The sequence below is a fragment of the Vibrio sp. SCSIO 43097 genome (assembly GCF_023650755.1).
GTDB classification, from domain to species: Bacteria; Pseudomonadota; Gammaproteobacteria; order Enterobacterales; family Vibrionaceae; genus Vibrio; species Vibrio alginolyticus.
Genome location: NZ_CP071840.1, coordinates 1,809,470 through 1,822,928, shown reverse-complemented (window position 1 = coordinate 1,822,928; position 13,459 = coordinate 1,809,470). Strand labels below are relative to the sequence as shown.

11 protein-coding genes are annotated in these 13,459 nt (G+C 45.8%); 4 read left to right on the top strand and 7 right to left on the bottom strand.

Translation table 11 applies throughout. From position 1 onward, the window contains the following. Positions 1–237 precede the first annotated feature (237 nt). The 3 genes from J4N40_RS09180 to J4N40_RS09170 form a co-directional block, all read right to left on the bottom strand. Complete coding sequence (locus J4N40_RS09180; protein ID WP_005377704.1) at positions 238–729, bottom strand: type II secretion system protein; 492 nt, start codon at positions 727–729, stop codon at positions 238–240. Between the two features lie 204 nt (positions 730–933). After that, positions 934–2,277: a sodium/glutamate symporter gene (locus J4N40_RS09175; protein WP_225496844.1), complete on the bottom strand. Its 1,344-nt coding sequence runs from the start codon at positions 2,275–2,277 to the stop codon at positions 934–936. A gap of 426 nt (positions 2,278–2,703) precedes the next feature. Next, the gene (locus tag J4N40_RS09170) at positions 2,704–3,582 is read right to left on the bottom strand and encodes a LysR family transcriptional regulator (protein ID WP_250654198.1); all 879 of its coding nucleotides are present in this window, start codon (positions 3,580–3,582) and stop codon (positions 2,704–2,706) included. A gap of 103 nt (positions 3,583–3,685) precedes the next feature. Here J4N40_RS09170 and J4N40_RS09165 point away from each other — a divergent pair, with 103 nt between their 5' ends. Both J4N40_RS09165 and J4N40_RS09160 read left to right on the top strand, forming a co-directional pair. Next, positions 3,686–3,973 (top strand): putative quinol monooxygenase, encoded by a 288-nt coding sequence (locus J4N40_RS09165; protein ID WP_151514756.1) that lies wholly within the window; start codon positions 3,686–3,688, stop codon positions 3,971–3,973. An 11-nt stretch (positions 3,974–3,984) separates the two neighbouring features. Next, positions 3,985–4,962: a Gfo/Idh/MocA family protein gene (locus J4N40_RS09160; RefSeq protein ID WP_250654197.1), complete on the top strand. Its 978-nt coding sequence runs from the start codon at positions 3,985–3,987 to the stop codon at positions 4,960–4,962. An 84-nt stretch (positions 4,963–5,046) separates the two neighbouring features. On the opposite strand, the gene J4N40_RS09155 is transcribed toward J4N40_RS09160, so the two are convergent. Next, entirely contained in the window at positions 5,047–5,733 is a 687-nt protein-coding gene (locus J4N40_RS09155; protein WP_005377694.1) for a DNA-3-methyladenine glycosylase I, read from the bottom strand. 86 nt (positions 5,734–5,819) lie between these two features. On the opposite strand from J4N40_RS09155, the gene J4N40_RS09150 reads away from it, so the two are divergent. Continuing rightward, the gene (locus J4N40_RS09150; RefSeq protein ID WP_005377692.1) at positions 5,820–6,014 is read left to right on the top strand and encodes a hypothetical protein; all 195 of its coding nucleotides are present in this window, start codon (positions 5,820–5,822) and stop codon (positions 6,012–6,014) included. Positions 6,015–6,099: 85 nt separating this feature from the next. Here J4N40_RS09150 and J4N40_RS09145 read toward each other — a convergent pair whose 3' ends face one another. Genes J4N40_RS09145 through J4N40_RS09135 form a run of 3 tightly spaced genes read right to left on the bottom strand, consistent with a single transcriptional unit; the run spans position 6,100 to position 11,562 of the window. Beyond that, positions 6,100–8,910 carry an Hsp70 family protein gene (locus tag J4N40_RS09145; RefSeq protein WP_250654196.1) on the bottom strand — a complete coding sequence of 937 codons (2,811 nt, stop codon included), beginning with the start codon at positions 8,908–8,910 and terminating at the stop codon, positions 6,100–6,102. A gap of 55 nt (positions 8,911–8,965) precedes the next feature. Continuing rightward, positions 8,966–10,930 (bottom strand): Hsp70 family protein, encoded by a 1,965-nt coding sequence (locus J4N40_RS09140; protein WP_045401831.1) that lies wholly within the window; start codon positions 10,928–10,930, stop codon positions 8,966–8,968. After that, the gene (locus tag J4N40_RS09135; RefSeq protein WP_017634945.1) at positions 10,930–11,562 is read right to left on the bottom strand and encodes a DUF2760 domain-containing protein; all 633 of its coding nucleotides are present in this window, start codon (positions 11,560–11,562) and stop codon (positions 10,930–10,932) included. Before J4N40_RS09135 ends, J4N40_RS09140 begins: the two co-directional genes overlap by 1 nt. Before the next feature lie 291 nt (positions 11,563–11,853). Between J4N40_RS09135 and J4N40_RS09130 the strand changes: the two genes are divergently transcribed. After that, on the top strand, positions 11,854–13,395 hold the full coding sequence (locus J4N40_RS09130) for a sensor domain-containing diguanylate cyclase (RefSeq protein WP_005377686.1): 1,542 nt from the start codon (positions 11,854–11,856) through the stop codon (positions 13,393–13,395). Positions 13,396–13,459: the final 64 nt, after the last annotated feature.

Sequence of the window (13,459 nt, the reverse complement as noted above, 5' to 3'; positions counted from 1 at the left end):
AGAACTATTATTGAGCGAAATGATGAGTTTACAAGCACAAGTTATAGGCGGGTTTAAAAACGATAGATTGTTTCAATTATAACCATGTGTCGGCGCAAATTACTGGTTTTATCTCTATGAGCTAACTGTGCGACGACATTATGTGAAATAGTTGTTAATGGTGGTTTTGGAGCCATGACCTTGCAATAACGATGAAGACACCAAAAGTAAAAGTGTTACTGCCACTCTCTATGGGAATTAGCAATCGTCAGTTTGTATTTTGTATTTCACTTGGCCACCAGGAGTTTCTGGGTAGTAAACTTCGACATAACACATATGTTCTGGACCAACAGGCTTGTTTGCAAAACCAATAAGGAAGTAGGGTTCGTCTGGGCTGTCTACCCCATACCAAGTGTTGATAGTGAGTTGCGGATCAAAGCCCGCTAGCTCTTTTGCTGGAATAACATTTTTGATAAATCCAAAGTAACCAATTAGGTCGTTATGGCCGTCATTATCTAGATCAATGTTATATTGTATGCCGCCATCTACTGTCTCTTGAGATTGAATCACTGCTTTGGTGTAGACAAAGTTGTTGGCGGTCATGAGTGCTTCTCTGGCTCCATATAGAACCGCAACTCTGGCATCTTTTTGTAAGCCAAGAAATTTAGGAAATGCAACGACGCTTACAATACCAAGAATGATGATGCACACAATGAGTTCAATAAGAGTAAATCCTTGAGAGCGACGCACAGCCTTTCTCCATGTTTTAGAAACGAATAGGCGGCTATTCTGATATAGAAACTTTCAGGTCAAGTATTAAAAAAGAATGATAGTAAGAGATCGGGATTGCAAATCTCAAATATAAAACAAGTTGCTTATTTTCGAGATGAGGAGTGATTTTGATAAAAACCAAGGAATGAACTCGAGAGGATAAAATCCTCCCGAGTAAAGCGACTAAGATTCGTGTGTCAGAGCACTGCTGTTACGTTTAAAAATGAATCGCCAAATAAATAAGACAATTGCGATGTAACCTAATCCTACACCAAGCGCTTGCCAGTGCATGCCGTTATACATCGCGATTGGCATCAAAGAGATGATGAAGATGTCAGTGATTGAGCCTGGGACATAAGCGATGGCGTAATCATCAAGTACCTTGCTACGCATCTTTGGATCAACAATACGAAGTAGAGCAATACCCATAGCTACCGTACCGGTCAACCAACCCCAAGAGAAGATGCCTTTCTCAAACCAATCTTCACCCATGATTCGTGGTGCTACCCAAAAGATTAACCAAAGTGTGAAACTTACACCGCCAATTGCTAGTACTACCATAGGCATTAAGTACTGGGCTAAGACGGTAATCTTGATGGCTGAGATACCAAAGATAATCAAATAATCGGTACTGATGCCCGCAGCGTGTTTGAATGCACCGTCACAAAGATAGCGTGAAGCTTTCGTTTGTTTCGCGATGATTCGCACAAGCATGCCGCCAAGGAAGCCGGTTACGAACGTAGGAATTTGTACCTTATCGTGGAAAGAAGATAAGTAGTTAGCCGCTACATACGAGAAAGCCGTTACCACTACAACCAACGCCGCGTGAATCGCGAAAGAATCGACTGACAGGGAAGACATGGTGTCTTTCATTACCGGTTCTTGATCAACAGGCTTAACAAGGCCCTTGCGTTCGTGTTCGTCCATGCTGTCGAAGGTCGTAAAGCTACGAATCCAACCCATCTTCAATGCGAATTGCAGCATGAGCATGCCGACAGAAATTGAAATGAAAATACCCACGGTTGCGAACGTTAAGCCAAGTGTGAAGCCATCTTCCCAGCCAAGCCCCGTGAAGATTTCACCAACAACAGAGGCTGAACCGTGTCCGCCCATAAAGCCCGCAGACATTGTCACACCAAAGCCGGGATTAATCTCTGGCCAGAAGAAGGTTGTGAGAACTAGACCAAACATTGCCGCAAACAACCACTGAGAAACAGAAGCGATTTGGTTAAACGCCCACAATGAGCCAGCACGCTGTGCGACGGTTTTAGGTGATGGAACATCCGTTGCCAGACCTAACGCAGAAAAAAGTGCAGCAGTTAATAGGCTTGCGTTAGCGGTAAACGTATCGGTCCAAGGCAGTACGTCTAACAGGGCTGGTCCAAAAATTAGACCGAATAATCCTGCGAGAACCGCCGATGGAATGTACATACGCTGTAGTAATGGCGCGTGAACGCGAATGACTTTTGCCAAAATCAATAGTAAGCCAGCGATGGCTAAGTCAGTCAGCATTAGACCTTTAGGCATCTTATCCTCCAGTAAATGCAGTCAAGGGGTAGCGTCCTTGTGACCTACCTTGAATAAAAATCTCCCTCAAGCCAAAAAGCCACATATGTGACTAGAAGCGTTGAGAAATCAATGTCGTTTTCATAAGCAAAGGAATGTGCTTATGCAATTTGAAATGAGTGTAAATGTTGTGATTGCACACGAACAGGAAGAGAAATTAGATTAAATTTCTCGATATTTTTTTGATAGTTCACTCAGGAAAGGCGGCAATCCTAGTCACTTTGTCAGAGCAATGCAATTGGTGTGAATCAATAAATTATGCCTAGTTAATGGGTGTCTCTGACTAACAACATGAAAAATAAAGACAATTAACAAGCAATAATATTTGTCATATCGATAATAAAAGTTAATTAAATGGTTAAACTGTCGCCGCTTTATGGGGTGACGTTATGGATTCACATGAGAAAGAATAAAATCGACCAAGGTACGGTTTTTAAGGGAAAGCTGTTTTGAACGGTAAAGCAGGTGGATCGGTTTTGGCTTGGGAGCATGTTGCTGGAGAATTTCTACCAAGGCACCAGATTGGATTTCCTGCTCAACTAAGATCTTTGGTTGCATAAGAACACCAGAGCCTTTTAACGCGGCAAACTTAAGTACATCGCCATTATTAGACGTTAATCGGGTGTTGCTGTTTCCAAAGGTATTAGATGGCATGTTCACCACTTGTTGGCTTTCTCCTTGGTGATACTGAAACCCCAAACAATGATGATGTTCAAGGTCATCAAGCGATTGGATAGGGGCATGTTGCTCAAGGTAAGAGGGTGAGGCGCAGTAAGTCATGTGGTATTCACCCAATTTTCTCGCGACTAACGACGAATCGACCAATTCACCGATTCGAATAATCACGTCAGCTTCGCTTCGATATGGGTCAATCAAATTGTTGTCCAACATCAGCTCAACGTTCAAATCGGGAAATTCAGCTAAGAAGTCAGCCACGATAGGAGCAATGACCTTTTTGCCATACGTGACAGGGCAGTTAACTTTCACTGTTCCGGTTGGACGGTTAATCAGCGTCTGGATTAGGTTCTCTGCGTTGGTGATGTCTTCAATAATGCGGTGGCATTCTTGATAGTAGAGTCTGCCAGCTTCGGTTAAGGACTGTTTACGCGTGGTGCGATGAATCAGCTGTGTATCTAAGCTTTGCTCAAGAAAGCTCACGTGCTTGCCAACCATAGTCGGTGAAATATCAAAGTGGTGTGCAGCATTACGAAAGCTGCCATGTTCGACCACGTAAGCGAAAACTTTCATGCTTGTTAATTTATCCATTGCACACCCAGAGTTGATAAAGAAATAACTAAGGCAGAGTTTATCAATCAAATGAGGTTAATTACAGTGGGCGTATGATTAAGAATGGAGAAAGAGAGCCATCATGAGCGAGACGATTTTTGTTACCGCCGAACTGAAAATGAATGCCGATAAGCCAAGACAACAAGTGGTTGAAGCCATTGAACAATTTTGCCTTGATATGCAAAGCGAAGCGGGGTGCTTACAAGCGAATGCGACCTACGATTCTAAAGATCCACAACGTGTGATTCTTTGGGAGCGATATGAAAACCGCACCGCGATTGAAGCGCATTTTGCTATGTCGCATACACAAGCGTTCATTGCAGCTGAAATGGCAGAGTTAGTCCAAGCATTCGAAACCCAAGCTCAATAGGAGAGGCGAACATGAAATGGGGTATTTTAGGCACAAGCTTTATCTCAGGTGTTATGGCTGAGGCAATCCAAGGCGATGACAAGAGTGAACTGTACGCGGTTGCTGGGCGTTCGGAACAGAACTTGAACGCATTTGCTGAGCAATATGGCATCGAGAACACGTTCACCGATTACGATGCGTTGATTGCTGATGAGCAAGTCGACATTATTTACATCGCACTACCAAATCACCTTCATCATGACTTTATCGTCAAAGCGGCAGAGCAGGGGAAGGCGATTCTGTGTGAAAAGTCATTGTCGGTAGATATGGGAAAAACCGAGTTGGCACTAAAAGCAGTCGAAACGCACAAGGTATTCTTTGCTGAAGGCTTAATGTACTTGCATCACCCGTTGATCAACGAGTTGGTTTCGGTGCTTAAATCGGGAGAGATTGGTGAACTTCGCTCCTTCCATACGTCTTATATTGCGTCGATTGCGCAGTTTGTGAATCCAGACAGTAAAGGTGCTTTGTATAACTTAGGTTGTTACCCAATGTCATTGGTGCATTTGGTGGTGAAAACCATGTTGGGTGAACAAACCTTTGAGAACCGTTCAATGACGGCGATCGGTCGACGAGGTAACGATGGGAATATCTGTGAATCGAGTTTGATGATGCAATTCGGTGAGCAACAAACGGCGAGCGTACACACTGCCGAAGATCACGGATTGAAACACCAATTCACCATTCTGGGTAGCAAAGGCTGTATTACGTTAGATTCAAACCCATGGCTACCAACGCAAGAAAACCAGTTTAGTGTGGAAATTTACGAGACGTCGAAACGTGAAGTGTTTGTACCGGCAACTGGGGACGCTTTCTTCTATCAAGTGCGCACTATTCGCCAAGCGGTTGAGGAGGGGCGTACCTCGTTAGAAAATCCTTGTGCAACATGGGAAGACTCTCACCGTATTATGCAGCTACTGACTGAGTGGGAATCACTGGCTTCAAAGTAAGTCTGTACTTGAGCCAATGAACATAAAAGCGGCGCACTAAATACAATATTTGGTGCGCCGTTTTTATTTTGTGTTCAGTCTGGGTTAAATGCGATTATCGCCGGTACTGAACGCAATGATTTGGCTGATTTCAGACAGGCTTCTACCACTTTCTTGTTGCCATTGAACAAACGCTTTGTTGGTGGCATCGAGCGATTTCTTCGTATCTTTGCCACCTTCAATGATTTTGCAATTGCGCAGGTAAGCCTCGACGTCACTAGACAAGATAAAGGTATCAACGCCCATTTGGCGAAGTGTGTAAGGACCGGTATTGCCACCTAGGCGATTACCGCGTTTCTTCAAATATGCCCATAGGTCGGTGATTTTCTCTTGCGGCCAATCGGCAACCATTTTGCCAAACGAACCGTATTCGATTTTTGCTTCGTGGATCATACGAGCATTAGCAGGAATCGACATGACTTTAGTGAGGTGGCGAATGATGCGTTTGTCGGTTGCTTTGGTTTCCCATTGCTCGTCTGACAGCATCAACAGCGGCTCAATCTTAAATCCGAAGAACACTTCTTCGAAGTTCGGCCACTTGTTGCGAACCACGCTCCACGAAATCCCACTTTGGAATACCTTCATTGAAAAAGCGGCCAGCCAACGGTCGTCGGGAATCGCTGCCAGCTCTTCTTTGCTTAGTGGATGAGATAAAAGCGCTTCAAGTTGATCTTCACCACCTTTACGCTCGGCAGCGCGCTGATAAATCGCGTCAAATTTTTCGATACTCATAAAAGAAGTTAGTCCTAGTTTATGTCGATATTTGCGAAACATACTACGCTTAAGTGGCTGAATCGTAAATTGATGGAGTGTCACAAATGAAGAAGGTCACATTAACGTTTGTCGGGGAAGGTTCGGATCGTATTGCGGAAAAATTCTATGCGTGGATGACGGACGGTGGGTTGGAAGACAGCATGATTGAGAATTTATCTGACCGTGAAATCTCAGTTGTCGGCATCAGTGATATGGATAATGAAACGCGTGATGTGGTAATCAATACGGAAATGAACTAACGAGTCGTCTTTCGTCAGCTATTAGAATCAGATAAAACAAAGCCCTTCACGAGAAGGGCTTTGTTGGGTTTATGAGCATGGGAGCTTAGTTATTTACCAGCGTCAGACCGCTTGGGAGTGCATCACCGAAGATACGCTTCGACTCGCTCTCAGATAGCTCTTTGACTTCTTCAACCAGTGATACCCAAGATTCAGGCACCTTGCTTTGCTTCAACTTAGCCAGTACCTGCTCACGGTAGTCGTCTGAGATATCGAATAGGCGGTCGCCCGTCTTACGACAAATCATTACGGCTGCGAAAGCGATCATTGGCTCTTTCTGCCAGTTCTGCTCTAGCAGCTTAGGCAACCACTGTTCCGCTTGTTCACGAGGAACGACGTTATGCTGACTGCCATATAAAGGCGTACGTGATGCCAAGCGACCCATTGCCCACCAGTGTGCTTGTTCGAACTGGTTATGGTTGATGGCTTTGCTCAAGAACCACGTTGCCAATAGAACTTTGTCTTCGACTTCTAGGTGCTCAAGCGACGCCGCTAATCGAACCATGGATTCATAACCCATGTCTTGCGCCGCTTTGGCTGATTGTGGGTTTTTCATCGCACCAGGATGTAGGTATTTCGCGATGTCCGCCAAGATGGTCTCTTGTTGCTCTTGGCTCAAACCACCTGCGATACGACGCCAGAACACCCACCAGTCGGTCCAACCTTGATGGTTCTTGAATTGAATGTTTTGTTGGTAGAGACCCCAAACTTGCTCAATGCGCCATGAATCGGTTGGATCGCCAAAGCCCGGACGCAACGCAAAGCCCGCCAAACGAAGCCAGTTTTTCTCGTGCTGTTCAGAGCGGCGGCGACGCTTACGACCTTGAGCAAAGGTATCAAACAGTTGACGTAGGGTCGTGAAATCCCACTCGTCACGTTTGCCAAGTTTCTTCTCAAGATCTTTGGCTAAGGTTTTGATCTCTTTGCTTTCTGCGCTTTTCTTGTTACCGCTGTAAAGGCGAGCGATCAGCTCCTTACATTCATTCAGTTTAGGGTGAAGCTTAACTTGCTCGCTGTCGTCGGTTTGCTTGTTACGAACTTCGAACTCCAGCTCCCAACGTTTGCTGTCATCTTCTGCACTGACACATTCCATCTTAAGCGTGCCGACTTCGGTCAACTGACACGCAAGTTGTACTTCTACGCGCTCTTTCTGATTGGCTTGCAGTTCGGCGCCTTCACCTTCAAGGGTGGTGATATAAGGTGGCAGAGGACCAAACAAGTCAGGATCAACGTCAACCATCACACCGTTTTGAATGGCAGTGTTATTGGTTAAGGTGTCGTGGGTAGACGTCAGCAGGTTAAAGCGAACAGGTTCACCTAAGGTAAGCGAGAAACGACGACCACTTAAGCGGATCTCGTGACCTTCTTCTGTACCTTTTGCAAGCAAACAGAGTGCTTTGCCCATCTTGTTCTTTTCTTGAAGATGCAAGAAGTAAGAACGCGCTGCACCACCACCAATTTTAAGCTGTGCACCACGACGTGCTTTACCAAAGGCAACGGCACCCAGCGCAACCGACCAATCTGGATGCGGGTTATCTAATACCGTAACCGGTGCGCCGCGCCAATCGGAAAGGAGGGTAGTGACACGCTCAGTCACAAGCTCACTGTTGAACACACCACCGTTGAGTAGCAAACCGACTGGAATGGCATTTTGTTTGTCGTCTTCGATACCAAGAGCGGCACGAGACACTTGTTGATGCTGAGTTAAGAACTCGGCAACGTGTTTGCTCACTGCTGGGTCAGCGACGTATGGAAGACCAAACTCAACAACGGCGCTGCGGCGTTTGTCTGGCACTTCACTGAAATCAGAAAGCGGGAAGAAGCCATCTAAAGCGATTTGGTGCACTTCTTGTTTGCTCAGCCCAATACTCTTTGTTCCACCAAGAAGTTTCGAGCCGCTGCCTAGCATGGTGATTTTTACTTCTTCAGGTGCACTTGCTGAAAGTAGGTTCTCTTTCGCTTTGCGTGTCTGCTGAATCAGCTTAGTCAGGCTTGCTGCAGTAAGCTTCTTACTTTGATTGAAGCGACTCTCTGCAAGGTGCGCTAATGCTAAGTCGAGGTTGTCACCACCAAGCATCAAGTGTTCGCCAACGCCAATACGATCAAGGGCTAGCTCATTTTGTGAAGAGAAACTTGCTTCAATCAAGCTTAAGTCGGTGGTACCACCACCCACATCGCACACTAGGATCAGTGGCAACTCTTTGAGCTCATCAGCTGCGGTTTGCTGGTGACGCGCGTACCAGTCGTAACATACGGCTTGTGGCTCTTCGAGCAGGACGATTTTCTTTAAACCAGCCAGTTCAGCCGCTTCAAGCGTGAGCTTACGAGCGGTTTCATCGAACGAAGCTGGAACGGTCACAACCACATCTTGGTCTTCTAACTTATTGCTAGGATGACGGTAGTTCCACGCTTGGCGAATGTGGTTGAGGTAGCTTGCGCTGGCAATGACGGGAGAAACTTTATCTACGTCTTGCGCACCAGCCCAAGGAAGAATGTCTGAGCTACGATCCACTGCTTGGTGTGATAGCCAGCTTTTAGCACTGGATACCTGACGTCCTTCCACCTTAGCGCCTAATTCACGAGCCCATTCACCCACGATCACATTACTAATGTCGCCAGATACAGGTTCGTTTTCCCAAGGAAGTGTTAGGTCAGAAGGGGAGATTTGACCAACTGCAGGGTGATAGCGGAAAGAGGGCAGCAATGGTTTACGAACCACTTCACCCGGACCAATCAATTGGTCGATGTCGAATAGGGATACTTCGGATTGTTCAAGGTTGTCGGTGATTTCACAATACGCCACCACAGTGTTTGTGGTGCCAAGGTCAATACCAACAAGAAAACGAGGAGATGCCATACAAACCTTCGTGTATTTAAAAACGGCACCCGATTGGATGCCGTTTGATTTCTATTTATTCTTCTTCGTTTGAGTTGCTTTTCGCGTCTTCGCGCACATCGAACTCAACATGCCATTTTTGACCGTTATCAGCGGCAATGGCTTCTAAGTAAAGCGTACCAAGTTCTGTGACGCGAGAGGCTAGGGTTACCGGAACCACTTCACCTTCACGGCGACCTTCAGATACAGGCAGCGTTACTTGGATTTCTGGAAGCTCTTCAAGCTCTTCTGGTGCCCAGTAGTCTAGGTGAGTACCTGCTAGGTCATCACGACGAACCGTTGAGCCGAAGAATTGGAAGTTAACCGGCTGACCGATGATCAAACCAAACTCTTGGCTTGGTACGTCAACGCTGGAACCTTCTTCCATACCAAATGGCGCAACACAAAGTGCTTCCATTGGAGGTGCCATGCCTGGAATCGCTGGCATCGCACTTTCGATACCCACGTAGTAAGCCGAAGCAATACCACCACGGATACGAACGCCTTGTCCACGACGCACAGAGCCGTAGTAAGCTGCACCGCTAGCAACCGCAAGGTCTAGATCCACACCTGTTAGGCGTTTTGCCATTTCCGCATCTGCTTCAATTAGCCATTCGTTGATCGTGTCTTCTAGACGAGTTGCTAGAAGTTTCGATTTCAGAACACCACCGTTGAATAGGATTGCGGTTGGCTTGATGAAGTCAGCTGACTGCGCTGCATCCGCACCTGGCATACCAGGCATGTTAGCGAATGGGTTGAAATCTTGAGCTGCTGCTTCTGCGCCATTTCCTGAAGCAGAAAGAGCATTGGCTTGCTTAGACAAGAACGCTGCAATGTGACGAGTAATACCCGCATCTTGTGCGTAAGGCAGACCCATTTGCGTTAGTGCACCACGGTTACGTTGAACAGGGTGGTCAGTAATTGCAACTTGAGGGAAGAAGCCGTCAACCAGTGTTTGTTGTACTTCTTCTTGAGTCAGTTCTGTTTTCAACGTTGCGCCAAGTAGTTTAGAACCACGGCTTGGTACTACGATTGGCACTGACTGAAGTTCGCTGTCGTTCAATAGCGCTTCTTTCGCGTCGCGACATGCGTGTGTCATTGCCTGAACTTGCCATGGCTGTAGCTCTTTACCTTCTTGCGCTAGCTTCATCTTCAAGCGGTACGCAAGTGCAAGGTCCATGTTGTCACCGCCAAGTAGGATGTGTTCACCTACCGCGATGCGGTTCAGAGTTAGGTTGCCATCGTCTTCAGTTACTTCAACCAAAGAAAGGTCAGTCGTACCACCACCGATATCGACTACAAGCACGATGTCGCCAACTTCAACTTCGTCGCGCCATTTGTCATTGCTGTTGTCGATCCAGTTGTAAAGTGCAGCTTGTGGCTCTTCTAGAAGCGTTAGGTGCACAAAACCAACATTGCGTGCTGCTTCTGCAGTTAGATCGCGAGCAGCAGGATCAAAAGAAGCAGGAACTGTAATAGTTACGTCTTGATCGGCAAGGTTGTGATTTGGATTGGTGTGATTCCAAGCGTCTTTTAGGTGCTCTAGGTAAAGTTCTGTCGCACGAAGAGGAGATACTTTTTCTACTTCTTCTGGGCTACCTGCTGGTAGGAAGGCATCACGACGGTTTACACCAGCGTGGCAAAGCCAAGATTTCGCACTTGCAACAAGGCGAATCGGTGTTTTTGAACCTAGGTTACGTGCAATTGCACCAACTAGAGCTTTTGGCTCGCTCGACCACGGAAGAACGCGTGATTGCGGGTTCATTTCGTGTTCGTGCGGCTGGTAAAGGAAAGAGCCTAATTGGCTGCGAGTCTCTACCGTACCCGGCGCAGTCAACTGCGGGATAGGCATCACTTCAACGCGAGCGTCTTCGTCGTGAGTATCAACAAAAGACATCACACAGTGTGTTGTACCTAAGTCGATACCAACACTGAATTTAGGCGTCTGTTGAGTTTCAACAGACGCTTCTTGAGAATGGTTTTCTTGGTTCATGTGTTCCATTACAGCTCAACCTCAGCTGGAGCGATCACAGATGCGTCGTAGTTCTCAGCCAGTTTAGGCAACGTCATTGATGTTGCCTTCCAACCTTTGTGAACTAGCGTGCCGTTAAATGGCGCGCTGCCTGTTACGTTGCCAGTTAGGCGGATTTCTTGTGGGTTGAAGCCTTCTTCAACCGTAATGCGAGTTTCTTCGTCTTCGTTACGAACGTGCGCTAGCGTCACGTAGTCGTTCAGTACTTTCTGACCGCCAGTGTGGATTACGCGAGCAGCTGCGCCTACTTCTTCATCAGAGAATGACGTTAGGTCTTCTTTTAGGAAGTCAATCAGACGAGCTTCTTGTTGCATGATAGAAAGCAGCTGCATTGCAGAGTCCGTTGATGCGGTTGCAAGTTTTGATTCAACTTCTACAACACGCTCTACGACTTTCTCTACTTCCACTACTTTTTCTACTTCAACGATCTTCTCAACTGGTTTCTCAACCTCGACGATTTTCTCGACTGGTTTTTCTACCACTTTCTCGACCACTTTTGATTTGCGCGACACTGCAACTAGAAGAAGCAAAACGCTCGATGCGGTTAGGCCAGCGTGAAGCATATCGAACGTTTGAGGAATTAGGTTCAAATCAATGTTCATGACGTTTTTTCTCTTTCTATTGATTTATTGGTGCTCAGTATTGGCTCATATTTGTTCACTAAAACGATCGTCTTTGCGATCTTGCACCAAGTTTAGACATTAAAATGATGACGGATGGTAGCATATTCAAGGCTTAAGGCTGTAATAATTCGTGACTATACCGTACGAACAGCGTGAAAAATCGACGATCAGACTCCCCAATATAGGTTGTTGCTTGATGTTTGTGCATTGCTAACGCAGTATTTCAATAGATCCCGAAGTTTAACTTACGGAAGTATCAAAAATTACGATATGACACAAAGCACCGCTCATAAGAGCTTTATAAAACGACATTCAGACTCTATCTTAGCTTTTTTGGCGACTTTATGTGTCACTGCTGGTGTAGTTGGTGCTGCTTATACAATGCAGCAACGGTATACACAGACGACGTTTGATACTTTAGCCGACCGACAAGCAGAATCACTTAAAGCAAACGTCGAGAATGATCTAAAGTTCATTGGTGCGGGCGCAAACTTTTTCCATTCGATTGAGCGAAGCTATTGGCCATCGTTTCCCATGTATGCGGAACAAGTGATTAATAGCTCACGAAGTCTCATTGGACTTCAATGGATGCAAAAGGTCGAATTCGAAGATCTTGATGAACATATTTTAAAGACCCGTCAAAAATTTCCAAACTTCCAACCGTTTACCGTTCCTAAAGATGGTCCCAAAACCTACGGGTACATTTTTGAACACAATGAGCCAATTTTTATCGCGTCGGATATCTACCCAAGAACACCGGAAAACCTTTCTCTATTGGGTTTCTATTTTTCGCGCAAACGCTTCGATTTAATCTTGGATGATATTTCCGAAAATGGGCGAGCGAATGTCTCGGATAAAGTTCGCTTACTGCAAGATGGTTATGACAAGTCCATACCTAAGACTGGGTTGCTGGTGTTCCATCCAGTGTTCGACTTCGAGAACAAATATTTATTAGGAGTAGTGACCGGCGTTATCCGAAGTACGGTTTACTTTGAGGATTTGATTACGAAAACCGCGACGGAGCTCGATATGTCGGTGCGCGTAGAAGACTTGGGATTCGACGCAGCAGATGACCCTGTTCTCTTTCAAAGTGCTAGCTGGGATAACATTCGAGGAACCGTTATAAGCCGAACCATTCAACTGCCTAACCGTGAATGGCGTATTGACTTTAAGCTTTCTGACGCAGTCTCAGCTTGGGAGCGTTCTATTTTAGCGGGCACGACGCTAGCCGGATTGGTAATCGCCTTTTTGATCAGTTGGATTGTGAATTTACAGTCTCGAGAAAAAGAGCGCTTAGCGGTCATGTTGGAGCTCAAAACCGTTGAATTAAAAAGAATGGCAGAGCGAGACCCTCTAACTCAACTACTGAATCGCCGAGCATTCAACGATCATTTGCTTAATCAGATAAACAAAGGTGTTAACTTCGCCTTGGTTGGTTTTGATATCGACCACTTCAAAGTGATTAATGACAAACACGGCCATTTAGGTGGAGATGAAGCGTTACAACATGTCACTAAGCTGGTCAGTGCTAATTTAAAACCGGGAGATAAGTTTTACCGAGCTGGTGGTGACGAGTTTTGTATTATTTCTAAAGTCATTGATAGAGCAGTGCTAGAAGCTTACCTAGAAAAATTACGGAGTGTTGTGGCAAGTACGGCTTTTGATTATGGTGATGCGTCAATCATCTGTACGTTGAGTATCGGTGCGGTTATCCATAAAGAAGAAGATCCTGAGAGCTTGTATCACAAAATGGATAGTCAACTCTATTTGAGTAAAAAAAACGGCCGTAATAATGTGTCGATCGGCGATTAAATGGGCGCACAAATTCGAGTTTTACGCCGTGTTACGATAGAATCGCACGCTTTAAATTTTTATG

Coding starts and splice junctions, on each gene's coding strand:
- J4N40_RS09150 (WP_005377692.1), top strand. CDS start 5,820: ATGAAGAAGGTCACATTAACGTTTGTCGGGGAAGGTTCGGATCGTATT.
- J4N40_RS09160 (WP_250654197.1), top strand. CDS start 3,985: ATGAAATGGGGTATTTTAGGCACAAGCTTTATCTCAGGTGTTATGGCT.
- J4N40_RS09170 (WP_250654198.1), bottom strand. CDS start 3,582: ATGGATAAATTAACAAGCATGAAAGTTTTCGCTTACGTGGTCGAACAT.
- J4N40_RS09165 (WP_151514756.1), top strand. CDS start 3,686: ATGAGCGAGACGATTTTTGTTACCGCCGAACTGAAAATGAATGCCGAT.
- J4N40_RS09140 (WP_045401831.1), bottom strand. CDS start 10,930: ATGGAACACATGAACCAAGAAAACCATTCTCAAGAAGCGTCTGTTGAA.
- J4N40_RS09130 (WP_005377686.1), top strand. CDS start 11,854: ATGACACAAAGCACCGCTCATAAGAGCTTTATAAAACGACATTCAGAC.
- J4N40_RS09135 (WP_017634945.1), bottom strand. CDS start 11,562: ATGAACATTGATTTGAACCTAATTCCTCAAACGTTCGATATGCTTCAC.
- J4N40_RS09175 (WP_225496844.1), bottom strand. CDS start 2,277: ATGCCTAAAGGTCTAATGCTGACTGACTTAGCCATCGCTGGCTTACTA.
- J4N40_RS09155 (WP_005377694.1), bottom strand. CDS start 5,733: ATGAGTATCGAAAAATTTGACGCGATTTATCAGCGCGCTGCCGAGCGT.
- J4N40_RS09145 (WP_250654196.1), bottom strand. CDS start 8,910: ATGGCATCTCCTCGTTTTCTTGTTGGTATTGACCTTGGCACCACAAAC.